Consider the following 23,799-nt stretch of genomic DNA (forward strand, 5'->3'; position numbering starts at 1 on the left):
TCATTGAAACAAATTGGATTGTTGGTGGAATAATGCGCATCCCTCAGCAGGCCGGGCAAAAGCTTTAGTCTTGCCCGGGTTGGGTGGTCGGCGGCCTTAGAAAGCTACCTCTGGTTTCTTGCCGTTCTGAATAAAAGCAGGAACACGAAAACGGAACCAATCGAGGTGGTAACGATCCCAACGGGCAGTTCTTGCGGAGCCAGCAATAGGCGGCTGAGAATATCTGAACCTGTCAGCAAGGCCGCCCCGACAATCGCTGCGGTGGGTAATAGATGCCGGTGCAACGGCCCTGCGATCCCACGGGCGATATGAGGGACCATCAAGCCGACGAAACCGATCACGCCAGCCACCGAGACGAACACAGCTGTTGCGAGGGCCGCGACAAAGAACATGCTGAACCGCAGCCCCTGCACCGGCACGCCCAGCGTTGCAGCTGTCAGGTCTCCGGTCAGCAATGCGTCTAGCCAGCGGGCGCGATAGAGCGCGTAGGCCAGAATAAGCAGCAATCCTGCGCAGACCAGCGGGAACGTCTCCCACCGGGCTAGGCCCAGACCGCCCAGCATCCAGAAGATCACCGAATGCGCGGCGCGGCTGTCGCCTGCGAAGATCAAATAATTGGTGATGGCAGAGAACAAGAAGGACACGGCCAAACCGGCCAATATCAGTTTCTCGGGTGCGCTGGTGCGCAACCCGTGAACCAGCGCCAGCACGATACCCGACGCTACAAGTCCTCCGCAGAACGCGGCCAGAGGTAAGGTCCAAAAGCCCAGAATATCCCCGGTCACTGTGATGACGAACACGGCACCTGCCGCCGCGCCCGAGGACAGGCCAAACAAAAACGGGTCGGCCAAATCGTTGCGTGTAGTGGTTTGCAAAACCACACCGACAATGCCCAGACCAGCCCCGATCACGGCCGCGAACAAGGCGCGCGGCAGGCGCAGATCAAAGACGATCCGGTGCAGCGGTGACATCTCTCCTTCGCTCAGGCCCGTTCCCAGCAAGATCGCCGTGACCGTGTCCGCGACAGGGATGGATGTGGTGCCATAGATGGTGGACATCAGTAAGAGGGCGGCCAATACGGCCGCCCCCAGCACAAGTGTCAGGCCCAGTCGGCCCATATCAGTTGAGGCCTGGATGCATGGCCTGGGCCATTTTCGAAATCGCTTTGATATTTGCCGGTCCGGGGGTCAATTCCTCGTACCGCAGACCGATCCAGCGCTCGTTTTTCACGGCTTCGGTCTGTGACATCACTGGATGTTCCTGTAGAAATTTGAACGTGTCCGCAGCGCCATTGCCTGTCTGATAATCAAGCAGCACAAGGAATTCCGGGTTTGCGGCGGCGACCGCCTCCCACGAGGTTCGACCCCAGCTTGTTTCCATGTCGTGGGTCACGTTTTCACCACCCGCGGCAGCAATCATAGCATCGGGGATGGCGAACTTACCTGCGGTGAAGGGTGCGTCCGCCGGGCCGTCCAGCAAGAAAACGCGGGGTTTCGCCAGGTCGGCAGTCTGCGCTTCGATCGCTGAGAGTTCGTCTTTCCAGCCCGTGACCAGCGCCTCGGCCTTGTCTTCGACGTGCATGACCTGACCCAGGCGCAGGACGTCATTGAACAGAAGATCCATGCTGGCTTTGGGGCGAGCCTTGTCCAGATGCACACAGCTTTCGGTCAAGATCATGGTTTTGATACCAAAGGGCTCCAGCGTATCCGGGGTCACATCTCCGCCCGGTTTCATGCCGTAATACCAGCCAGCAAAGAACAGGTCGGGTTCCACGGCAACAAGGTTTTCGACCGTTGGGTATTTCGGTGCCAGTTCGGGGATATCGCCGCGCAGGGTGTCGAATTCCGGGCTGGTTTTGTACCAGCCGGTGATGCCGGTCAGACCGACGATCTTGTCCTGCAGGCCCAACGCGAAGGCCATATCGGTCATGTTCATGTCATGCACAACCAGACGCTCGGGCTGGGCTTCGAACACCAGCGGCGCTCCGCAGTTGTCGACGGTGACCTCGTGGGCGGACGCGCCGCCTGCCATGGCTGTGACCAGCGCCACGGACCAGATGTGTTTCATTGGGGAATGTTCCTTGGTTTAGGTTGAGATTGTGGATTTTCGGATATCCAGCGCTGGAATCACGCGGCCATCGTGGTGAAAACACAGGTATTCAACGCCAAAAGTATCGCGGACCCGCTCGGGGGTCAGCACTTCGGCCACAGGGCCAAATCCCGTCAGCCGCGTTGATTTCATCAGCGCCACGTGGGTGGCGAATTCCGGGATCATGACAAGATCATGGACAATCATCACAACCGTGATGCCGAGTTCGGCGACCAGAGACAGCATCCGACCCTTGGCATCCGGATCGAGATGGTTGGTCGGCTCATCCAGGAACAACAACGATGGGTTCTGTGCCAGTGCCCGGGCGATATGCGCGCGTTGACGTTCGCCCCCGGACAGTACCGCCATGCGCTTGTCTGCCAGCGCGCCAAGGTCGGTCAGCTCAAGGATTCTGTTAAGTTCTCTGGCATGTTCATCCGCCGAACGGTCGGCCCAGATCGGAATCTGGCCCATGGCAACATAGTCCCGCAACAACAGCCTGCCATCCGGTTGTTCTTGCTGGCCCACAACAGCGATCATGCGGGCGCGTTCCATTGCGGGCATATTTTTCAGGCTGCGTTCCTTGACCAATACATTGCCCAATACAATCTCAGCCGCCCCGCACAGAAGGTTCAAAAGCGTGGTTTTTCCCGCCCCATTTGGACCGGCAATTGCCAGTATCGCGCCCTCGGCCAATTCAAACGAGACACCTTGCAGAAGAACGTCACCATTGAGCGCATAAAATTCGAGATCACGCGCAACCAGAAAAGATGAGGTCGTCATGATGGCTCCTCCAATTGAATTCGAGGCAAACGAGAAAGGGTTTTTGTAAATAGTGGTTGCGGCCGGGCCGTCGCGTTGGTCCAACCGTCTGCGACGTTGCGGTACTGATGTGCGAATTCCGCCAGCGCGTCGACATCTTCGGCAGTTTCAATATCGCCGAATAGGTAGTGTGCTTTGCCGACAGCCTGAAATCCGACGGCCGTTGGTCGCGCGCAGCCCGCCATGCAGGTAACGGTGCGCACTGCGAACCCGGTTGGCAACCTGCCGATCAACGCATTGCGCATGACATCAACAGACAATGCGCCGGTACAGGTCGAGCAGATCAGAAGGAAATGGTCAGGTGTTTCCGGCATAGTCCGCTCCGCTTGAAGCCAAGCGCGGACAGAAGGTGCCGATCATGTACACACGTTTCAGACGTGCCATCAAAGCCTCCTTCCAGGACGCCCCGCCCCGGGTTGGTTGAACATGTGATGGCAGGTCTCCTGACTTGCGGGTCGATGCTTGGCCATCCTTCCCGGCCCGATGACCAGTGGATTTTGGCGTTGCTCACCGCTTACAGTTGCGGGGGCAGTCACGGATTTGGCGCCAAAGTGGCGAACCGCACCGTATTCCCTTTTCATCCCTTGGGCGTACCATCGGGAACCATCTGGCCCTTGCTTGTCTTAGACTGGGGGCCGTGTCAATCACGATTTGAAACAACAACTTTTCGATCGGAACTCAAACGCTCAGGGTTTCGAAGTCTGCCGCATGCGTTTTCGCTGTAAGTGCGGCACCCAGTGCCGCATGGGTCGCGACAGCATACTGTGTTAGAGGTGGCATTTTTTCCTTCATGTTTGAGAATTTAATTTGAAAACAGTCGATTGCCGGTCGCGCGCGAGCGTTCGGGCTTCGGCCCGGCTGAGTGACACGAGCGTTTCTTCTGATGAAAGCCCCTTGGCCCGCGATTTTGACCAGATGCGGCGCGCGGATACCGGGGACCATGGCAATGCCGCTTCTGACAACCACTGTCGCAACGGGGCTGGCAGGCCGTCAAACACATCCATCGGATTGGTTGATCGATGCTTGCGGCGCAAGCTGCATTGCCCGAGGTTACGTCTCATGCTTAGGTTTCCGGATTTTCCACTGGGTCCAAAACCAAGACGAGACGGGATTCACTGGTACCTTCGATCGGAGGCGAGCGATGCACCACACCTGACGATGGTCGCTCGGGCCAGAGTGTTCCCCGTAGCAGGATCGGAGCGCCGGTCTGAACGGTAAACACAAGCGCGGGATCGTTTCCATCAGTCGAGGTGCCGTATTGTGTTCCAGTGCCACGATAGGTGCAGACCAACCGGGCGGTGACAGCATCGGTATGAAATTTACGGCAAGCATTGGTGGTGACAACATCCAGCCGCAGTCGCAGGAAGTTGGCGTTCATCAGCTCGCAGAACATGTCGGCCAGAGAAGTGATATCATCCTGAAGCCACGCTCTTTCAGTCCCGTTAGGCATACCGGAGATATCGCAGAGTTGCCCCACGGTCGTCTTAACGGCGCTTGGTGGAAGAATGACTCGCCCACTTGGCAAAGCCTTGGGATCAAGTTGGTCAAGCCAGCTTTGCATATCCGGCGGGGTTCGCCGGCGCCAAATCAAAGCGGCACAGTTTGGCTGTGCAAAAGTGCGGAGTGCCGCCGGATCATCTGCGAAGCTCACACCGGTGACGTTGTCTTTCACGGGCTTTCTAACGAAGTTCATGCTGCATCCTCTGCCCGGCGCCAAATCGGGAAGGGGTCCGGCAGTTCCGGCAAATTGTCGGGCCCTGCCGCCGAAACTGCTGGAATAAGGCAATTGTCCAATCGTGCCTTCAAACTTTGCCAGACGATCCCGGCACCGATGAAAACGATCTCTTGACGGCGGTCGCCCCACGGCTCTTGCCAGTGGGCCTGCATATAGGCGCGGGCGCTGTCATGTGCGGGGCGTCGCTCTTCGGGAACTGATGCCCACCAGGTGCCGAGTGGTTTGACGCTGGACAATGCGCCGGCGAGTGAAAATTCAGCCACCCAGTTGGGGCGTGTCGAAATCCAAAAGTGGCCTTTGGCCCGGATCACCCCTGGCAGATCACCGTTGAGAACGTCTAAAATGCGTTCGGGAACGAACGGAAGTCGCGCCCGGTAAACGTATGACGCAACCCCGTATTCCTCAGTCTCAGGCACATGGTCGGCAAAGCCATACAGCTCCTTTGCCCACATCGGGTGTTCATGGGCTTGCTCGAAGTCAAACAGGCCGGTGTCCAGGATCTTTTCTGCGGCAACTTCCGAATGGTTGGTCTCGATGATCTCGGCATCTGCATTCAGACTGCGGATGATCTTGCGTGCCGCATCAACTTTTTCTGACCCCGCATCTTCAACCTTGTTCAGGATCACTACATCAGAGAATTCTATTTGATCCGTAAGCAAGTGGACCAGAGTTCGCTCGTCTTCCTCTCCCATCGTTTCGCCTCGGTCTCTTAGGAAATCGTGGGACGAGAAATCGTTCAGCAAGTTCACCGCATCGACAACCGTTACCATGGTGTCGAGCCGCGCCACGTCCGACAAGCTGTCGCCCGCTTCATCCCGGAAATCGAAAGTTGCTGCCACAGGCAATGGTTCGGAAATACCTGTGGATTCAATAAGCAGGTAGTCAAAACGTCCTTCCGCAGCGAGGCGCCGGACTTCCTCCAGAAGATCGTCCCGAAGGGTACAACAGATGCAGCCATTCGACATTTCTACCAGAGTTTCATCCGTCCGGCTGAGTTCGGTATCGGCCCGTACCAGATCGGCGTCGATATTCACCTCGGACATATCGTTGACGATGACCGCGACCCGACGCCCTTCGCGGTTGTTCAGGACTCGGTTCAAAAGGGTGGTCTTGCCCGCCCCTAAGAAGCCGGAAAGGACGGTGACAGGAAGTCGGGTATCTGACATGGGTTGCTCCGATGGTGCCTTGAGAGTCACGTAACTTACGCAGTTACTAGACGAATGCAACAGTTATTGTTACTTGTGATATCTGCCTGGAGAAGAACGACAAATGAAGCGCAATAGCCGCCTATCCCTCGCCCTGCACACGCTCGGCCACATGGCCGGAGATCCGAATCGTAAGCGTACATCTGCCGATATCGCCGAGCATTCAGGGACGAACCCGGTGGTGGTACGCCGCGTCTTGGGACGGCTTCGTGACGCGGGTCTGTTAACTTCGGAAAAAGGCCACGCAGGAGGGTGGAGTCTGGCACGCGAACCAGACAGCATAACCCTGGCGGATGTGTATCTTGCGTTGGACGAAAGTCTGATCGCCTCTGGCAGAGAAGACCATGCCCCCAAATGTTCAGTGGAACATGCTTTGCACCGTCGCGTTTCGAGTATCATGAAGGAGATCGAGCAAAGCCTAGTCGACCGTCTCGGCGAGACAACCATCTCCGAAGTCAGAGGCAAGTAATACCTGATCAAGTATCGCGGCAAGTTTCTCTTCATTCTCACCACATCGTTTGACGCTATGGGTGCAACATTCCTGTTGTTTAAGGGGTGCACCAACTGGGGTGGTGATATGTCCTTTGGTAAGGCTCAGCTTTAACTTCAGGCTTGTTGGATCTGCCTCATGACCATAAGACGGGTGGACCGCGTTTCTCACAGCCCACGGGGAACATGTTGCAAAGCCCTAGGAGTACACAATGAAATCAATATTGACGGCTGCGTCGATGACCTTGCTTATCACAACCGCGCTGTACGCCGAGGAAAAGGTCTATGTTTACAATTGGGCTGACTATATCGACGAGGCTCTGCTGCAAAAATTCACCACCGAAACGGGGGTCGAAGTCGTCTACGATAACTTCGATTCCAATGACTTGCTTGAAACCAAAATGCTTGCAGGCAAGTCTGGTTATGACGTTGTGTTTCCCTCGGGCACGTTTTTGCAACGTCAGATAGAAGCCGGTGTCTTCCAACCGCTGGACAAAGCCCAACTGCCCAACTCGGTTAACCTGTGGGATGCTATCGAACAACGAACCGCGACCTTCGATCCGGAAAATAGCTACTCAGTAAACTATATGTGGGGTTCAACGGGCATTGCTGTGAATGTCGAAAAAGTTCGCGAGGCGCTTGGTGACGATATCCCACTGGATTCGATGGAGCTGCTGTTTAACCCGGATTACGTGTCCAAGCTGTCCGATTGTGGCGTGAATTTTCTGGATGCTCCTTCCGAGCTTATCCCCGCTGCCCTGACCTATATCGGAGAGGATCCGAATACGCGCGATCTCGATGTTATCGCCAAAGCTGAACCGGTTCTTAACGCGGTTCGTCCTTATGTCAGGAAATTCAATTCGACAGGCTATATCTCGGACCTTGCGACCGGTGAAGTGTGCGTTTCAATGGCCTGGTCAGGTGATGGCCTGCAAGCCCGAAGCCGGGCCGCCGAATCCGGAAACGGGATTGTAATTGAGTATAGCGCTTTCCGAGAAGGTTCGGGCATGTGGTTCGACCAGATCGCGATCCCTGCGGATGCCCCTCATCCGGAACTGGCCCATAAGTTCATCAACTTCCTGATGGAGCCAGAAAACGCGGCCGCAATTTCAAACTATGTTTGGTATGCAAACGGAAACCTTGCGTCGCAAGAGTTTCTGAACGAAGCGATATTAAATGATCCGGGCCTCTATCCGTCTGAAGAAGGGATGAAGAACCTCTATATGAAGATGCCTTGGGACGCAGAGATGCAGCGTTTCGTGACGCGCATGTGGACGCGGGTTAAATCTGGCGTGTAGGTCGCCTTTTGACGCTAACCTATTCGTCTAAGAAGCACAAAACGACTGATACGTGCAAAATGTTGGGGCTGGGAAAAGCTTACCTTGCCCCAATGCACTTTGCAGAAGGCCCCAGCCGGTGTCGTAGGTCGCAGTCTGTGCTTTTTTCACATTTGACCCCGGCTGACGACGCAATAAGACTTAGCTTCAAAGCGGAAACCAAGGGTTTGAAAAGGGATCGCGTCCAAACAGCTAATTTGGGGCAGGAAAAGTCAGATGACGCCGAATGATGGCAGCGCGAGTACGTTAGAAAAAATCCTGTGCGCAATCGCCGTGGGTTTGGATCGGCAAGCAGAGACTTCGCCTGAATACCCAAATTCAAACCTTTCCAGCCCAGATTTCGGTTACCAGGTACGACAAAACCAGATTTGCGCAGTAGGTTGGTTGCTATTTTTGTTTGGCGCAACACCGCGCAGAAGGTTGGGCCGACTTGTTCTGAAATCAATGCGGGATGTGGGTCTTGCAAAAGTCCCCCGTTGGAAATTGTCACAGGCAATTGACGATGCAGCGGGCTCGTTGAACGACCAATACCCAAATGTGGTGAACAAGGCGATTGTCGGCACGCCGGATGATAATTCCGATCGTATTGTGCAGAGAGTTCAAAGCCTTATTGGCTTGCGCGCCTTCGACAGCGCGCGCAAATTGTTGACGCAAAGTAAAACCGAACTGCGTGAGAAATATGAACCGCTTCGGACACGCTTAATCAGGCACGAGACTGGGGATCCATTTTCGGAATGCGGTCACAGGCTGGCGGGCCGTCCTGGCGAAGCTTCGGTTGGAGAACCCGGCTCTGAACAACCTTTTGAAACGGAGTGGCGAACAGCCAACCAGGAAATTGTGAATGCCCTTTTGGCCAACGAAGAAGGGAACACTTCAGATATCGATGCGTTGCTTTGCGACATTTCTAATGATCCCCTGCGCGCCCTGTCATTGGTTGTTTTTCTGAACGATGGTTTGGATGCCAGCTACAAATCCACGCTGATTTTTTATGCATCGCCCCTTCCACCAATGGCGCGTTTCGTGATTTTTTCACACTGGCATTGGGTCGATGAAAAGCATCTGGTTAACGCGCTAGATGAGGCAATCTCAGACGGTAAAACCTATCATGTCGAAGCATCGCTTACTCGCGCGATGTCGGGTCGAATATCTCCGCCAAGAAAGAACGCGGCCAAGAAGCGGTTGTTCGGCAAACTGTTACGACTTGCGAGGGGTTGGGTGTCGTTTGGAAATGATCCATTGATTGAGGTGGCGAAAACTCAGGGTGTGCGCGTGGTTGGTCCAGAATCAATGCCCACCGCATTTCCAGCAGATCAGGACTATGCAACCTCGTCGAAAGGGGTAGCATACGGTGTCGGCTCTTCGCTTACCGATCGGGCAAAATCCTGGCTGGAAAAAAATGCTGAAAACGCCAACGGGATCGTAGTGTACTCGCCTCACTCTCAGAACCTGACTTTCGCTTCAAGACGTTTGCAAGTCGCATTGGCGGGAATGGGGAAGCCGGTACAAACACTTGTCGAGGTTGCACCCGAAGTTGGCGACCCTGCTGAACCCTCGGACTTTCTGACCGCCGCGCGTCGCGAAGGCTACGACATCACTTTATCGGGTCGGCGGGTGACGAAACGCAATTCCTACTCAAACCGATACCTGGACCATTTGCGGGCGGGCGGAGTGCTTCAAATATACTTCGACGGAGAAAGAGCCCCCGGCAAACGGTTGTTGGTACCGTGGCTTTTACGCCCCGGCAAACTGCCCGGATTTCCGGCGCAACTTGCGATTTCCAGCGGTGCGGATGTCTGCTTTGCTGCGACATGGATTGACGAGGATGGCGTGCCGGTCATTGACCTCGTTCCGCTCAAACTGCCGCCTCGTTCGGGTTCAAATCTGGTTCAGCGGTTGTGGCTTACCCAGCAACTGGCGCGCACTTGCCGAAGCTTTGTTTTGGCACAGAAAATGCCGGTTCAGCGGCATTTGATCGCCGCTTACGGAGGAGCAATGCCAAGGCGCGAACTGGTTGATCTGGAAACCTGGACGCGCAGCGACACGGTGCGCCGTAGTAAGTTGTGTTGGCTATCCAATCATGACCCGGACCATGTCGCTATTCGAACAGTGTCTGGGTTTATCACCTATGGGGTTTTGGCAAGCCTGTGTTTGCGCATGTCCAGCATGTTGTTGCATTTTCAGGATACTGCCCCCAATCACTCAGACCCCGAGCGTAAATTTGGGTGCCAACACCGGGTTTTGTGCCTGCTACCGGCCAGCCCTGCGGCAATTGTGACGCAACTGGCCTCGACGGCAATCGGAAGTCTGCTTTGCGTGGGTCTACCAGAGGACTCAGACGAACAGCTTGTGGGTCGCCTGAAAGCGTTTGACCCTGATTTGGTTCTTGTCACGTTTTCACTTTGGAGTCGTTTGATAGCTTCAAACCCAGAGCTTGAGAATGTGAACGCTGTGATCATCGGCGACGATTGCGACGCAGCTACTCTGGACTTTCTTTTAGACAGTTTTTCCGAAGCCTCGGCTTTGCCGCCCCTTGATCTTCGGTGTCCCGCCTATGTTGTTTACACGTCTGGCAGCTCGGGCGAGCCCAAAGGTGTTGTCCTGGCAGCGGGCATGGCCTCGCGGATGCGGGTGTTCGATTATGATCAGCCGCAAACTTTGCTGACAGTTGTGCGTTGGGACACGGCAACTGCGCTGGAAACACTGCCTGCTTTTGTGGGGGGGCACACGATTGTTCTGCCTCCAATCACCGGGTTTTCCGATCTAAAGCAGCTTTGTGATCTTATGATCGCAACGTCCACCACAGCTTTGTCCGCACCGTGCAGCGTATTGCACGGTATGTTGCAAAACCCCGACTTCTCACCCGAGTTTTTGCCCGGATTGTTCATCTTTTACCCCTGGGGGGAACCGAGTCGCGCGCGTCTCATCGGGGATATAGTAAAGCGTTTTCCCAAAGCTGAACTAAACGCGACCTACGGCGCTTCGGAGTTTATTGAAGTTTCACATGGAAAGCTTCCCGCCGAAGGTTTTGCCAAGTATCAGGGATCTCCGGGTGGAATGTTCTTGGCTGGTGCAAAAGCAGTCAATGCAGACGGTCACGACTTGCAACCCGGCGAAATTGGCCGGGTCAAGGCCGTTGGCTACGACCGGACCCTGGGCAATTTCAAGAATTTGCAGGCAGGTAAGCCGGTTTTTGATCCACTCAAGGATCCCATTCTTCTTGATGATTGGGTGACCATTCTGCCTGACGGGAGTTTAGATGTATTGGGAAGAGTGGACGATGTGGTTAACATCCGGGGGCGTAGACTGTCGCTGAATGCCGTTACCGAAATCGCAGAAAACGTAGCAGGGATCGAGCGGGCCTTTGTCACCGTCGCGCAAATTCGCGAGGCAGATGCGGTTGCCATTGCCATTGAAACCAAACGCAAGGATGTCGACATTCTGGAAAAGGAATTGCGGCAGGCCATTACCGAAAATTTCTTTCCCGCCGCCGCGCCATTGAGATTTGTACACACAGAGGAACTGCCGCGTCTTCCCAGTGGGAAATTGGATCGTAAAAAGTTTCGATCAATATTGGAAAACGGGGGGACAGACACATCTGGTTTGCCAACGCGGCAACCGAAGGCTGCTACTGTGTCTGAGTCACCTCTGTCCCCAATGCTTGAGGTGTTGCGAAACTTCGCAGATCACGAGGGGTTGGTCCCGCGCGCAGGTTTTGATCCCGACAACACACACCCGTTTCTCGATTCCATCCTTAGCCTGATACTTATGCTGAGCATTGAAGAGAAGTTTGGAAATATCCCACCCGCAAACGTCTTTGATCGTCAGGAATCAGCAACCTGGCGCGAGCTTGCAGAAGCTCTTGGACCGAAAGCCTGTGTTAACTCGCGGTCTGAAAACTGATGTTCCTAGGGTCGGACTTTATTGACGCAGCGCCTGAAACAGTTTGAGGGTCAATAGCCTGCCAGGAATGTTGGAAGGTTCCGGCCCAGAGGAGTGTTTTGGAGGCGCTTGCCAAAAACACGCCCGTCGGTGTTGTGGCACAGGATTGTGGGTACGGCAGTACCAGCGCCTTTTCCGCTACATTCCGCGAAGTTTTCAATGTCGGCCCGACAGAGGTACTGAACGTCAACAGCAAAGCTGCCCCGAGAGAACGGTTCCCCGATCAGAACACTCCGACATAGCTGAGTTAGAAAACACCACTGAATTTTGACCAGGTCGACGAGGAACCACTGAAATTGAAACAGGCCTTTAGATCACGCGCTGCTCCACCATCTTCTTTTGGTTCTTGCTGGGGCAATGCGATCTCTCGAAAACTGACTATCGAAACTCAACGATCAGATTTGGTTACGCCACTCGTTTTGAGTGACCGGGCCATGTCGCTCAAGATTCGGTAAACCTCCCCAGCATCAGGGTGCCAGTCCGCAACATCTTCGCCCTGCGAGGTGACAACTTCATCGTCTCCTCTGGCTGCTGGACCGGTCAACGCGCGTCGGGGGCCCAGGGCAATGACGTTCTGAGCAGTGCTTTCCATCAGTTTGGCGTTCAGTTGCGCGATAACATCTTCCGAAACGCCGGCCACCGTCCATGCTTCTTGCGCAATTGCTTGTAATACTACGGCAAAATTGTTCGAAATCACAGCCCCGGCGTGATAAAGAATTTTGGCGTCGGAACGGATCGAAAAACATTCAGCGCCAAGATTGCCCAACAAGGGCCGAAGGAATTCAAGGGCGTCGGTGTCTCCTTCCAGCCCACATAGCGCACCCTTGAACTGATCCATTGCCTTGTCAGGATCTGCAAAGGACAGAACCGGATGGACACTTGCCAGACGCCAGTTCAGTCCGCGCAGCCGAGCCATTTCATCGGCCGCAAAATACCCGCTGCAGTGAAAGGCGATGGGTGGTTTTTGTGTGCCATCTGTCGGGGAAAGCGTTGTTGCCAGATCAGAGGCAACCGCTGCTATCTGAGTATCAGGGACAGCGATGACCCAAAGGTCGGCGGGGCGTAAATCGGAAATGCTTTGCACGGCATGACCGGCGTTTGCCCTCTCAACGGCTTCCTGAGCGGAAGCGAAACGCGCGCTCAGGACGTCTTGAATTTGGCAATATGGTAATGAGTTCAACAGGCTCAGGAAGGTCTGGCCGACCCGGCCTGCGCCGATCAGGTTTGCTTTGATCTGGTCCATATCCACTCGGTCCAATGCGTAAATCCGATAGGTGCAATATGCCACGTGGTTTCCCTGTCCGCCTCAAAGATTTTGGAACCGCGCAGTTTTACATTCAGGGCTTGCAGCGACAGATGGTGGTTGCCGCAATCGATCATCCGTCAGGAAGGATCAGACATGTCACAGATGATTTTTGCGATTGTAAAAATTTGCAAAACCCTGATCGACATCCATTAATTGCGAAATATGGGAACAGCTATGAAAATACTTGGCTTCTACTTGAACAGTGCGAATGTCGCCGTTGGCTAGATGCGACTAGCCCCAAGTTGAAAAGCGCGCAGGGCTATCTTTAGACAACGGTCGACAAATTCGCTGATCCACTAGACTTTGTTATCGCGCAGTTTTGCTCTGGCCCGAGCCAGATGTTCGGCAATCCACGGGATCGATTGTTGTGACCCACCAACAACCAGCAGCGGAATATTCGGCTGCGCTGCCTTGGGCAACAGATCGCATTTTCCTTAGGCAAAGATGTGTGGCCCATCCTCATGATCTGAAAGCGCTACGAGGGTTTTTGATCCGACAGCAGACGGCGTTTTTCAGCCATTGCTTCCCTGCGGCTGCGTTCGATCCCCAACCTAAAGGACTCCTCGACGAAATCGATGTGGTCGGTTGCGGCCTTTTCTGCACGTTCCTCGTCGCCGTCGATTACGGCCCGGCCAAGCTCCATATGTTGATCCAGCAGCTTCTTGCCGGTGCCATCGATCGTCTTAAGAAAGTCGCGATTGTAGAATACACCCTTGCGCGTAAGTTTGTAGATTGAAGCCATGATATGGATCAGTGTTGCGTTCTGGCTGGCGTCGACGATTGCAGAGTGCAGCGCAAAATCTGCCTCTTGAGAAGCTTTGGTGTCGTTTTCACGCCAGGCGCGTTCATTTTCGACCAAAATCTCGGCAATCCTCTCTTGATCTGCTTTTGTCGCGCGGCGCGCTGCAAGGCGGGCGGCAAAGCCTTCCTGTTCGCGCCGATATTCCAGATAATCGAAAAAGGCGGGCTCATGTCTCTCATAAAGTGCGAGTAGTGCCGGCATCATGGCCTGACCTGTCAGAGCCGCGACAAAGGTTCCTTCACCATGTTGCGTCGTGACCAAGCCGCGCTCTTCCAGAACAGACAGAGCCTCGCGCAGTTTCGGGCGCGAAACGCGCAGCATCTCCGCGAGGTCTCGTTCCGAAGGCAGTTTGCGACCCTGTTTCAGGATGCCCGAGGCGATCAAATCTTCGATCTGAGACACAACAGCCTCGGCCAGTGATTCGTGTCCAACCGGTTCAAATATCGCTGTGGGGCTCATGGTGCTGTGCCTCTGTTCGATGTCTTAAGTAAAGATCACTGGTAAATAAATATAACCATAATCTGTTTAGATTCAAGCAGTGAGATCCGGAAGATCGCCGTATAACAGGTGACTGTTTTTGAACGTAATTTGATCGATTTTCTTTTCTTCTTTGCGAGTGACGTATGTAGCTGAGGTGACTGCGTTGTTACGTCGGCTGAATTCCATTGGTAAATAAAGTTGTTGACTGGTTTTTATTGGTAAAGTTAGTTTACCACCGGAATGGTGTGGGAGGGACCTGCGCCGCTGATCGGGACAATGTTCCGACCTACCCTGGAGGAGAATTCATGAAGAAGACCCTGACGAGCCTCGCCGTAGCTGCCAGCCTGCTGGCCGCACCTGCAGTTGCCGCAGACAAACTGTTGCTGAAAACCCCGATTGCCTTTTCGACCGAGCTGCCGGGCCTGGGTTCACCGATCCCGCGCGTTGCCGAACAGCTTGAGTTGATGTCGGGCGGTACGTTGAAGATGAAAGTCTACGAGCCGGGCAAACTGGTTCCGCCGTTTGAAATTCTGGACGCTGTATCTACCGGCAAGATCAATTCTGGCTACACTACGGCCGGATATTGGGCAGGCAAAATTCCTGCCGCGCCGCTGTTCTCGGCCGTTCCTTTTGGCCCCGAGGCGGGCGAATACATGGCTTGGCTGTATTACGGCAACGGCCTGACTCTTTACCAAGAGATGTATGATCAGGCGGGCTTCAACGTCAAAGTCCTGCCCTGCGCGATCATTGCGCCTGAAACTTCGGGCTGGTTCGCATCCGAGATCAATTCACCCGAAGACCTGAACGGCCTGAAGATGCGTTTCTTTGGTCTGGGTGGAAAAGTGATGCAGAAACTGGGCGTGGCGACCTCGCTGCTGCCAGGTGGTGAGATCTTCCCTGCGCTGGAAAAAGGCGCGATCGACGCGACCGAATTTTCGATGCCTGCCATCGACGCGCGTCTGGGGTTCCACAAGCTGGTGAAATACAACTACTTCCCCGGCTGGCATCAGCAGGCAACTGTGTTCGAACTGCTGATCAACAAGGACGTCTGGAACGAAACCAGCGACCAGCACAAAGCGATCATTGAAAGCGCCTGTAAAGCTTCGATGGCGGACAGCTTTGCCGAAGGCGAAGCCATTCAGCACGCTGCGCTGATCGACAATATTGAAAACAACGGTGTCACCATCAAACAGTGGTCGCCTGAGATGCTGGATACCTTCCGCACAACTTGGGATGAGGTTGCAGCAGAAGAAGCTGCTAACGACGCCTTCTTCGCACAGGTACTGGCCGACATGAACGAGTTCCGCGACGGCTATGACCTCTGGAAAACGAACGCGTTCCTCCCTCGTCAGTAGTCTCTCTTGCTGACGCAACCGGGGCGGCGGTATCCGTCGCTCCGGTTCTTATTTCCTGATCTTCGGAATTTCTATCCTTTCACTGCCCGCGCGTCGGGCTGCTGAGCGAGGTATGACCATGACCACACAGAACAACCTTACCGATCCGGTCGAAGCCTACGAAGGCATCCTGGAACACCCCGAAACCGACCGTCAGAAGATTGCGGTCGCGATAGACGCAAGCGTCAAGGCTGTCGGCCATGTGGTCATGTGGGCAAATGTCCTGCTGATGGGGGCAATTTTCACCCAGGTCGCTCTGCGCTATTTGCTCAGCCAGAACTACCCCAAGTTGGACGAGATCCAGTGGCATTTCTACGGCATCGTGACGATGATCGGCATCTCTTATGCTTTGATCACCGACAGTCACGTGCGCGTCGATGTTCTGCACATGCAGCTGTCACGCCGGGCGCAGCGAGTCATCGAGGTGATCGGTATTCTTACCCTGTTGACCCCGTTCATCTATCTGATGATCGATCAGGGGTACGACTATTTCTACGAAAGCTTCCGGGTCAATGAACGCTCGGACAGCCCAACCGGCCTGCCTGCCCGCTGGGCTTTCAAGGCAGTAATCCCGATCAGCTTTGTTCTTCTAGCACTGGCGGCGCTTGCGCGACTGATCCACGATGGGCACGCGCTTTTGTATGGACCGGCCTCAGAGCGCGAAGGTGCATCTTTGCGTCGTATCCTGCTGGTTCTGGCCGTGTTTGCCGCTGTTTGCGTCGGCTTGACCTTCCTCGTGGAAACTACCGAGGAAAAGCTTGTCATCGCCATGTTCCTGACCTTCATCGCGCTGTTGTTTACCGGGTACCCGGTAGCCTGGGTTCTGGCGGGTGTCGGCGTTGCCTATTGTGGTCTGGCCTATCTGTTCGACAACGATCTGATGCTGTGGACCGGGTTGGAGAGCACCTTTACAGGGCTCGACTATCTGACGCTTGGTGCGGTTGTGAACCGGGTCTATGCGACGATGTCCAATGCGGTTCTGGTGGCCCTGCCGATGTTTATTTTCATGGGTCTGATGCTGGACGAATCCGGTGTTGCGGAACGTCTGATGTCCTCGATGCAGCGCCTGTTTGGTACAGTGCGTGGAGGATTGGCCATCACCGTTACCCTGATCGGTATCATTCTGGCGGCCTCGACCGGTATCATCGGTGCATCTGTGGTGTTGCTGGGCGTGCTGTCCCTGCCGTCGATGATGCAACAGAAATACCAGCCGACGCTTGCGGCGGGCGTGGTCTCGGCATCCGGTACGCTGGGTATTCTGATCCCGCCCTCAATCATGCTGGTGATCATGGCCGACCAGATGGCGCTGTCGGTGGGTGACCTGTTCATGGCCGCGGTCTTCCCGGGTGTGATCATTGGTGGCCTTTACCTGACATACATCTTCATACTAGCACTGGTGAAACGTGACGCGGCCCCCGTGCCTGAAGGCGCGAAGGCCCCCGACTGGGCTGCGGTCAAAGACGTAATGATCGCCGTCATCCCGACGCTAATGCTGATCCTTGCGGTTCTGGGTTCGATCTTTGCTGGTTTGACCACTCCGACCGAAGCCTCTGGCATCGGCGCACTGGGCGCGACGCTGTTGGCCCTGGGCTATCGCAAGCTTACCTTCCACAAGTTGTGGAACGTGCTGGTGTCGACCTTCAATACCACCGCCTACATCTTTGCCATCTTCCTTGGTGCAACCGTGTTTTCGTATGTCCTGCGGGAACTGGGCGGCGACGAGTTGATTGAACATGTGGTGCAATCCACCGGATTCAATGCAAACGGTACCATCCTCTTTATCCTGTTCATCGTCTTCCTGCTGGGGTTTGTGTTGGACTGGATCGAAATCACGCTGATCGTGCTGCCCCTGATGCGCCCCATCGTGAACGGCCTTGGCATCGACATCCCGGGCTTTGGCGTTTTGGACGAACCCGCGCTGGTGTGGTTCGTGATCCTGGTCGCGGTGACGCTGCAAACCAGCTTCCTGACACCGCCCGTGGGTTTCGCGCTGTTCTATCTAAAAGGCGTTTGCCCGCCCGAGATCAAGCTGATGCACATCTACAAGGGGATCATTCCCTTTGTGCTGCTGCAGCTTACCGGCCTGGCCCTGGTCTTCTTATGGCCGACCCTTGCCACCTGGTTGCCTTCGGTCGCCTATTAAGGAGTTCGCGTGATGCGTCTGAGCCAATGCCACAACTTTCATGACTTTCGGCGGCTGGCCAAAAAGCGGCTGCCGGGGCCCATCTTCAACTATATCGATGGCGGTGCGGATGACGAGGTGACGTATCGCGAGAATACAAACGCGTTTGACCGCTGCGATCTGCTGCCCTCGGTTCTACGCGGGGTATCGGATGTTGATATGTCCGTCACAGTGATGGGTCAAAAGCTGGACATGCCCGTCTATTGTTCGCCCACGGCACTGCAGCGCCTGTTCCACCATCAGGGCGAACGCGCGGTGGCCGCAGCGGCCGAGAAATACGGCACCATGTTTGGCGTATCGTCACTGGGCACCGTATCGCTTGAAGAGCTGCGGCAAAAGCACAAGAACCCGCAAGTCTATCAATTCTATTTCCACAAGGACCGCGGCCTGAACGCCGCCATGATGCAGCGCGCCAAAGAGGCCGGTGTCGAAGTCATGATGCTGACCGTCGACAGCATCACCGGCGGCAATCGCGAGCGTGACCTGCGCACCGGCTTTTCGATCCCGTTCCGGCTGACGTTGGGGGGTATGATCCAGTTCGCAATCAAGCCGATGTGGGGGATCAACTATGTGACCCACGAGAAATTCCGCCTGCCGCAGTTAGAGGAACATGTAGACATGGGTGGAGGTGCCAGTTCGATCGGCGGGTATTTCACCGACATGCTGGATCCGTCGATGACCTGGAATGACGTCGCTCAGATGGTGCGGGATTGGGACGGTCAATTCTGCCTGAAAGGGATCATGACCGTTGAAGACGCGCGTCGCGCGGCTGAGATCGGATGCACCGGGATTATCCTGTCAAACCATGGCGGTCGTCAGTTGGACGGCTCGCGCACGCCGTTCGACCAACTGGCCGAGATCGTCGATGCGGTCGGTGACAAGCTGGACGTGATGATGGACAGCGGTATCCAGCGCGGAACCCATGTGTTGAAGGCGCTGTCGCTGGGGGCAAAGGCCGTTGGGGTAGGGCGTCACTATTTGTATCCGCTTGCCGCTGCGGGGCAGGCAGGTGTCGAACGCGCGTTGGGATTGATGCGGGCCGAGATTGAACGCGATATGAAACTGATGGGTGTGACACGTATCGACCAGTTGAACCGCAATAATGTCCGGTTCAAGGACACTGCGCCCACTTTGAATGTGCAAAGGGACGCAGCATGACCAATGAGGACCTGATCGGGACGTTCCGCGCCATCGTCGGCTCTCGCCATGTCCTGACCGACAAACGCGCGACGGAACGGTTTTGCCGCGGCTTTCGCTCGGGTGAGGGCGAGGCATTGTGTGTCATCCGACCGGGTACGCTGTTGGAACAGTGGAGGGTGCTGCAAGCCTGCGTCGCGGCGGATAAAATCGTCATCATGCAAGCGGCCAACACCGGCCTGACCGAGGGCTCGACCCCGTCCGGCCACTATGACCGAGATGTGGTCCTGATAAACACTCGCCGGATGGACACCCTGGTTCCGTTGAATGACGGCGCGCAGATTGTCAGCTTTCCGGGTGCCACACTTTTCGCACTGGAAAAACTGTTGGCTCCGCTGGGACGCGAGCCGCATTCGGTAATTGGGTCGTCCTGTATCGGGGCGTCGATTGTTGGTGGGGTCTGCAACAACTCGGGAGGTTCCTTGGTCGAACGCGGCCCAGTTTACACCGAACTTTCGGTCTATGCCCGGATCACCGAACAGGGTGATCTAGAGTTGGTCAATCATCTGGGTATTGATCTGGGCGAGACGCCCGAAGAAATTCTGACCAATCTGGACGCCGGAACCTTCAACCGGACACTAGAATCCTCTAATAAACGCGCCTCGGCCAGTGACTATGCGCTGATCGTGCGCGATGTGGATGCTCAAACGCCTGCGCGGTTCAACGCCGACAAGGGAAAACTGTTCGAATCCGCCGGGTCTGCTGGAAAGTTGGCCGTATTCGCCGTGCGCCTTGATACCTTTCCCAAGAACGATGCTGAGAAGGTGTTTTACATCGGTGCCAACGATCCCGGTGATCTGGCCGCCCTACGCCGCCACATTCTGTCCGAGTTTAAAGTCTTGCCAGTGTCCGCAGAATACATGCACCGCGACGTGTTCGATATTACTGCGCGCTATGGCAAGGACACGGTCGTGATGATCGATAAGCTAGGCACTGACCGCCTGCCGATGTTTTTTGCCATGAAAGGGGCTGTGGATGCGCGGTTGCGACGGGTTCCGTTCCTGCGCAATTTTACCGACCGCTTCATGCAAATGGCAGTGGCGCTGTGGCCACGAGTTCTGCCCAAAAGAATGCTGGGTTTCCGCGACCGATTTGAACATCACCTGATCCTTAAAATGAAGGATGCCGGGATAGATGAAGCGGCCAATTGGTTGCCCGGATTTCTGGAAGATCGTGACGCCGATTTCTTTGAATGCACAGCGCGTGAGGCCAAGATTGCGGGGCTTCACCGTTTCGCCGCTGCGGGGGCGGCCGTGCGCTACATGGCCATCCACGCAGATGAGGTCGAGGACATTATCGCCTTGGACGTCGCCCTGCGTCGCAATGATCAGGATTGGCTGGAAAACCTACCACCCGAGATCAATGATCAGCTTGTCCACAAGCTCTATTATGGACATTTCATGTGCCACGTGATGCATCAGGACTATGTGGTTCGAAAAGGTGCGGAGCCTAAAGCATTGAAGGCGGCGATGCTCAAATTGTTTGACGAACGGGGCGCGGAATATCCGGCCGAACACAATGTGGGCCACTTATATGCCGCAAAACCCGATCTGGCGGCACATTACAAATGCTGCGATCCGACCAATTCGTTCAACCCTGGAATTGGAAAGATGTCCAAAGCGCGAAGCTATGCCGGGCCCACACCCGAATAGCGGACATTGATTGGTGCGCCCTCTGCCGCAGACCCAACAGTGTTGGGCAGCCTTCTGGTGATACGGGTGTAGGGGATTTTTTCCAGGTCGCAGAGAAAGGTACCTGGTGAAGAAACCGCAAAAACCTCTTCTGCAATAGGTTCGAAATCTGCCCGGAAATGGGCTGTACTCTTCACGCAAATCACGGAATAACTCGTTGGGTTTAATCCGATATGCGTGAAATGTGCGCGATCCAGACATTGGTTGCGTATGCTTGTGACGACAAGATCAATCTCGGCCTTGTGCCCAACCAACCGAAGGGCCGCCGTCTTGCCGAGCGTGGCAACGCCACCACCATACATTTCACCGCTATAGCGACATGTGCCGTCACCCAATGCCAGAACTTCAAATTCTGCCGTGACCGGAACGTCACCCGCCAAGTTGGATTTCGCACCAATTGCCAGTTTGGCCAATGCACCTTCACCCGCCGCATGGGCTTGTTCTGCGCTTACCGGATCATTGAATAGGCCCATCAAAACGCTTGTGGCTTCACCCTCAATCAGGGCTGCCAGTAACCCAGTGGTGTCAGACGTCCCTCCTGCACCGGCGTTGTCCTGAACATCAGCCAAAACAACCGGCTTTTCCCGTCTTTGGCGGCCTGTCAAAACAGCCTCTTCCAGAGAAAGCATGGAGCAATCAAGGTGTGCTTCCTGGGTCAAAAACAAGTCGACGATCTCTTCAACGGCAGCGGCCGCTTCCTTCGCCGTGGCTGCGTAGGCAATGCAGGATGGGCCGGTGTCGGGAAAATCCGCCGCCGTAAAACCAAGCGCGATTTCTGCCAGTACATCCTGCTGCTCGAATCTTGCTGGCAATTGATAGATTTCGTCGAATGGCGCAGAACCGGTATATTGTGCATGCAGCGGAATGAGATACGGCACCGCTTGAAACGCTTTGCACAGTGGTTCACCTGCCAGCAATCGCTGCAGTACAGGAACACACCTTGCCCCTGTTTCTGCCATATCCAAATGAGGGTAGGTGCGAAAGATCGACAGGTAATCTGCGTGTTCAACCATCTGAGCAGAGATGTTGGCATGCAGGTCCAAACTTGCAACCACTGGAATTTCGGGGCCTACGAGATTGCGGACGCGACGCAAAACCTCTCCTTCACCGTCAGCCAAGCTTTCGGTGACCATCGCGCCGTGCAGATCAAAATACACGCCGTCAATCTGACCCGCAGCGCGGATTCCATCCAATAACATCCCGCAAATCGTTTCGAATGCGTGATCGGTTACATGAGCGGACGGCTCTGCCGAACACCACAGTATCGGCACAACTTCAAACCCTGCTGCTGCAGCAGCTTCTGCAAAACCTGCGGCGGGTAGGTTCATGCCAGCCGTTTCCGAGATAACCTGCACACCGTGCAGCATACTAGGCCAGGAATCCGCCATCTCAAACTCGGCCAGACCAGCCTTTGTCACACCATAGCAATTGGTTTCATGCTGAAACCCAGCGATCGCGATACGCTTGGCCGTCATTATATATGCTCGACTTCTTGCTCGGTGGGCAGTGTTGAAAATACAATTTGACCGTTGCGAATTGTTTCCAGCACCTGTGTGTCTGTCAGGTGATCCGGGGCGTGCAGAGGGTTGCGCGAAAGAATGGCGAAATCAGCGACCTTACCCGGCTCGATAGACCCGCGCTGATCCTCTTTAAAGACTTGCCAAGCCGCGTCGATAGTTTGTGCGCGTAAGGCCGACAGAGCGCTGATCTTTTGATCCTCGCCAAGCACACGGCCCGAAGCGGTTTTGCGATTTACCGCGCAATGGGCCAAGTGGATCGGCCGTGTTGGCGTGACCGAGGCGTCATTGTGGATCGTGTATCGCACGCCGAACTTTTCCGCTGACGCCGCAGGGGAAATCCGTTCAGACCGCTCGGGCCCCAGGAAGGTGTCAAAGTGGCGATCCCCCCAAAAATACACATGAGCGGGAAAGAAGCTGACGGTCAGGTCAAGCAGGGCCATACGCCTTAGCTGATCATCTCGCAGGGCTTGACCATGGATAATGGTATGGCGATGATCTGCGCGGGGGTGCGCCTGCAGGGCTTTATCAACCGCATCAATGAACATCTCGGCGCCGGCATCGCCATTGCAGTGGCAATGAATTTGCAGACCTTTTTCATGAAGCTTGCGAACGTCAGCATCCAGCTGTTTTTGCGAGGTGTAAACCATTCCGCATGGATGATCCGAATCTATCGGTCGATAATAGGGGGCCGACAGATAGGCGGTCTGCAACTGAAACGCCCCATCCGTGAACAGCTTGCGCGGACCAAGAGTGAAATGTGGATTGCCGGGCCAATACGCGCCGATCCAATGCGTGCTTAGTTCGGGCTCCAGGCTTGCGATGGGTAAAAGCTCAATGTCTATTCCCGGGTCCTGATCTGCGGGCAAACTGGCAAAGTGATCCAGCATGGCCTGCGACGTCCAAGCATTCTGCGCATAGGTCACGCCGTGGGCCAGGTATTCGTCACGACAAGCATCAAAGCCCTGCCAGAATCTTTCCCGGTTAATAAGGAAATCCGTGTCGCCCATCTCACCCATGGCCGATAGCCCTTCGATCAAACCTGTTAGGGCGCCGGTATCAGGATCACGACCAAAGCGGCCACCTTCCGGGTCAGGTGTTTGACGGTTTATCCCGCGCCTCTCGAGTGCAACAGAATTTGCCGCCCCGTTGTGACCCGACGCATGGATAACCCAGATGGGATGGCGTAATGATACGTCGTCCAACTCGGCCCGTGTGGGCATTCGGCCTTCTAGAATGGACGTGTTGTCGAACGACACCCCCATGACCCATTCACCCTCGGGCGTTGCGTCGGCTTTCTCTCGAAGTCTGTCCAGCGCTTGAGCCATTTGTGTGCAATCCCCCAATGGGGGCGGGGACAGGTCAACACGGAACAGTCGGATAAACCCCGGATCCGGGAAGTGCCCGTGTGGGTCGATAAACGCAGGCATCAGAGTGCGCCCTTGCAGGTTATGCTCTTGAACATCAGAAGGCATGCGCGCGCGCAGGTCAGCCTCGGCCCCCACTGCCTGAATTCTGCTTCCTTCGGTCAGAACAGCCTCTGGTGAAGAGTTCTGCGCGTCCATCGTCAGGACAGTGCCGTTATAATAGAGTGTGCTTGGCATTGGATTTCCTA

The 23,799-nt window shown here is 55.3% G+C and carries 19 protein-coding genes and 1 riboswitch; of the genes, 8 read left to right on the forward strand and 11 right to left on the reverse strand.

What is annotated here, in order from left to right:
- Positions 1 to 104: 104 nt before the first annotated feature.
- The 7 genes from ACR0M2_RS18920 to ACR0M2_RS18950 form a co-directional block, all read right to left on the reverse strand.
- Positions 105 to 1,118, reverse strand: coding sequence for a FecCD family ABC transporter permease (locus ACR0M2_RS18920; RefSeq protein WP_480706583.1), 1,014 nt, complete (start codon positions 1,116 to 1,118; stop codon positions 105 to 107).
- 1 nt (position 1,119) lies between these two features.
- On the reverse strand, positions 1,120 to 2,067 hold the full coding sequence (locus ACR0M2_RS18925) for an ABC transporter substrate-binding protein (RefSeq protein WP_480706585.1): 948 nt from the start codon (positions 2,065 to 2,067) through the stop codon (positions 1,120 to 1,122).
- Positions 2,068 to 2,085: 18 nt separating this feature from the next.
- Complete coding sequence (locus ACR0M2_RS18930; protein WP_480706586.1) at positions 2,086 to 2,871, reverse strand: ABC transporter ATP-binding protein; 786 nt, start codon at positions 2,869 to 2,871, stop codon at positions 2,086 to 2,088.
- Complete coding sequence (locus ACR0M2_RS18935) at positions 2,868 to 3,224, reverse strand: DUF1636 domain-containing protein (protein WP_170351193.1); 357 nt, start codon at positions 3,222 to 3,224, stop codon at positions 2,868 to 2,870. Before ACR0M2_RS18935 ends, ACR0M2_RS18930 begins: the two co-directional genes overlap by 4 nt.
- Positions 3,225 to 3,326: 102 nt before the next feature.
- A riboswitch (cobalamin riboswitch) is annotated at positions 3,327 to 3,533 on the reverse strand.
- Between the two features lie 165 nt (positions 3,534 to 3,698).
- Positions 3,699 to 3,971: a DUF6525 family protein gene (locus tag ACR0M2_RS18940; protein ID WP_480706588.1), complete on the reverse strand. Its 273-nt coding sequence runs from the start codon at positions 3,969 to 3,971 to the stop codon at positions 3,699 to 3,701.
- Between the two features lie 2 nt (positions 3,972 to 3,973).
- Positions 3,974 to 4,582, reverse strand: a complete 609-nt coding sequence (locus tag ACR0M2_RS18945) for a DUF1826 domain-containing protein (protein ID WP_480706590.1) — start codon at positions 4,580 to 4,582, stop codon at positions 3,974 to 3,976.
- Between the two features lie 17 nt (positions 4,583 to 4,599).
- Entirely contained in the window at positions 4,600 to 5,811 is a 1,212-nt protein-coding gene (locus tag ACR0M2_RS18950; protein ID WP_480706592.1) for a GTP-binding protein, read from the reverse strand.
- 103 nt (positions 5,812 to 5,914) lie between these two features.
- Between ACR0M2_RS18950 and ACR0M2_RS18955 the strand changes: the two genes are divergently transcribed.
- From ACR0M2_RS18955 to ACR0M2_RS18970, 4 genes are all read left to right on the forward strand, one after another.
- Positions 5,915 to 6,319, forward strand: coding sequence for an RrF2 family transcriptional regulator (locus ACR0M2_RS18955; protein ID WP_170351190.1), 405 nt, complete (start codon positions 5,915 to 5,917; stop codon positions 6,317 to 6,319).
- 232 nt (positions 6,320 to 6,551) lie between these two features.
- Entirely contained in the window at positions 6,552 to 7,637 is a 1,086-nt protein-coding gene (locus ACR0M2_RS18960; protein ID WP_480706594.1) for a polyamine ABC transporter substrate-binding protein, read from the forward strand.
- A gap of 522 nt (positions 7,638 to 8,159) precedes the next feature.
- Positions 8,160 to 11,576 carry an AMP-binding protein gene (locus tag ACR0M2_RS18965; protein WP_480706596.1) on the forward strand — a complete coding sequence of 1,139 codons (3,417 nt, stop codon included), beginning with the start codon at positions 8,160 to 8,162 and terminating at the stop codon, positions 11,574 to 11,576.
- A gap of 98 nt (positions 11,577 to 11,674) precedes the next feature.
- The gene (locus ACR0M2_RS18970; protein WP_480706598.1) at positions 11,675 to 11,857 is read left to right on the forward strand and encodes an AraC family transcriptional regulator; all 183 of its coding nucleotides are present in this window, start codon (positions 11,675 to 11,677) and stop codon (positions 11,855 to 11,857) included.
- Positions 11,858 to 12,003: 146 nt separating this feature from the next.
- Here the strand turns inward: ACR0M2_RS18970 and ACR0M2_RS18975 are convergent, their stop codons facing one another.
- Together ACR0M2_RS18975 and ACR0M2_RS18980 are read right to left on the reverse strand one after the other, a co-directional pair.
- Positions 12,004 to 12,903 (reverse strand): Rossmann-like and DUF2520 domain-containing protein, encoded by a 900-nt coding sequence (locus ACR0M2_RS18975; protein ID WP_480706600.1) that lies wholly within the window; start codon positions 12,901 to 12,903, stop codon positions 12,004 to 12,006.
- Positions 12,904 to 13,396: 493 nt separating this feature from the next.
- A complete protein-coding gene (locus ACR0M2_RS18980) occupies positions 13,397 to 14,182 on the reverse strand; it encodes a FadR/GntR family transcriptional regulator (protein WP_480706602.1) in 786 nt (261 codons plus the stop codon).
- A 326-nt stretch (positions 14,183 to 14,508) separates the two neighbouring features.
- Here ACR0M2_RS18980 and ACR0M2_RS18985 point away from each other — a divergent pair, with 326 nt between their 5' ends.
- The 4 genes from ACR0M2_RS18985 to dld all read left to right on the forward strand — a co-directional run bounded on the left by ACR0M2_RS18985 (position 14,509) and on the right by dld (position 20,628).
- Positions 14,509 to 15,558, forward strand: coding sequence for a TRAP transporter substrate-binding protein (locus ACR0M2_RS18985; protein WP_170518204.1), 1,050 nt, complete (start codon positions 14,509 to 14,511; stop codon positions 15,556 to 15,558).
- Between the two features lie 112 nt (positions 15,559 to 15,670).
- Positions 15,671 to 17,740 carry a TRAP transporter large permease subunit gene (locus ACR0M2_RS18990; protein ID WP_368040150.1) on the forward strand — a complete coding sequence of 690 codons (2,070 nt, stop codon included), beginning with the start codon at positions 15,671 to 15,673 and terminating at the stop codon, positions 17,738 to 17,740.
- A gap of 12 nt (positions 17,741 to 17,752) precedes the next feature.
- Positions 17,753 to 18,937, forward strand: a complete 1,185-nt coding sequence (locus ACR0M2_RS18995; protein ID WP_480706604.1) for an alpha-hydroxy acid oxidase — start codon at positions 17,753 to 17,755, stop codon at positions 18,935 to 18,937.
- Positions 18,934 to 20,628, forward strand: coding sequence for a D-lactate dehydrogenase (gene dld, locus ACR0M2_RS19000; RefSeq protein WP_480706605.1), 1,695 nt, complete (start codon positions 18,934 to 18,936; stop codon positions 20,626 to 20,628). Before ACR0M2_RS18995 ends, dld begins: the two co-directional genes overlap by 4 nt.
- Here dld and ACR0M2_RS19005 read toward each other — a convergent pair.
- Together ACR0M2_RS19005 and ACR0M2_RS19010 are read right to left on the reverse strand one after the other, a co-directional pair.
- A complete protein-coding gene (locus ACR0M2_RS19005; RefSeq protein ID WP_480706606.1) occupies positions 20,604 to 22,142 on the reverse strand; it encodes a M81 family metallopeptidase in 1,539 nt (512 codons plus the stop codon). The two genes, dld and ACR0M2_RS19005, sit on opposite strands and share 25 nt — an antisense overlap.
- Positions 22,142 to 23,788, reverse strand: a complete 1,647-nt coding sequence (locus tag ACR0M2_RS19010; protein ID WP_480706607.1) for an amidohydrolase — start codon at positions 23,786 to 23,788, stop codon at positions 22,142 to 22,144. The genes ACR0M2_RS19005 and ACR0M2_RS19010 overlap by 1 nt, the downstream gene beginning before the upstream one ends.
- Between the last annotated feature and the right edge of the window lie 11 nt (positions 23,789 to 23,799).

The organism is Ruegeria sp. BE10 (assembly GCF_056538905.1).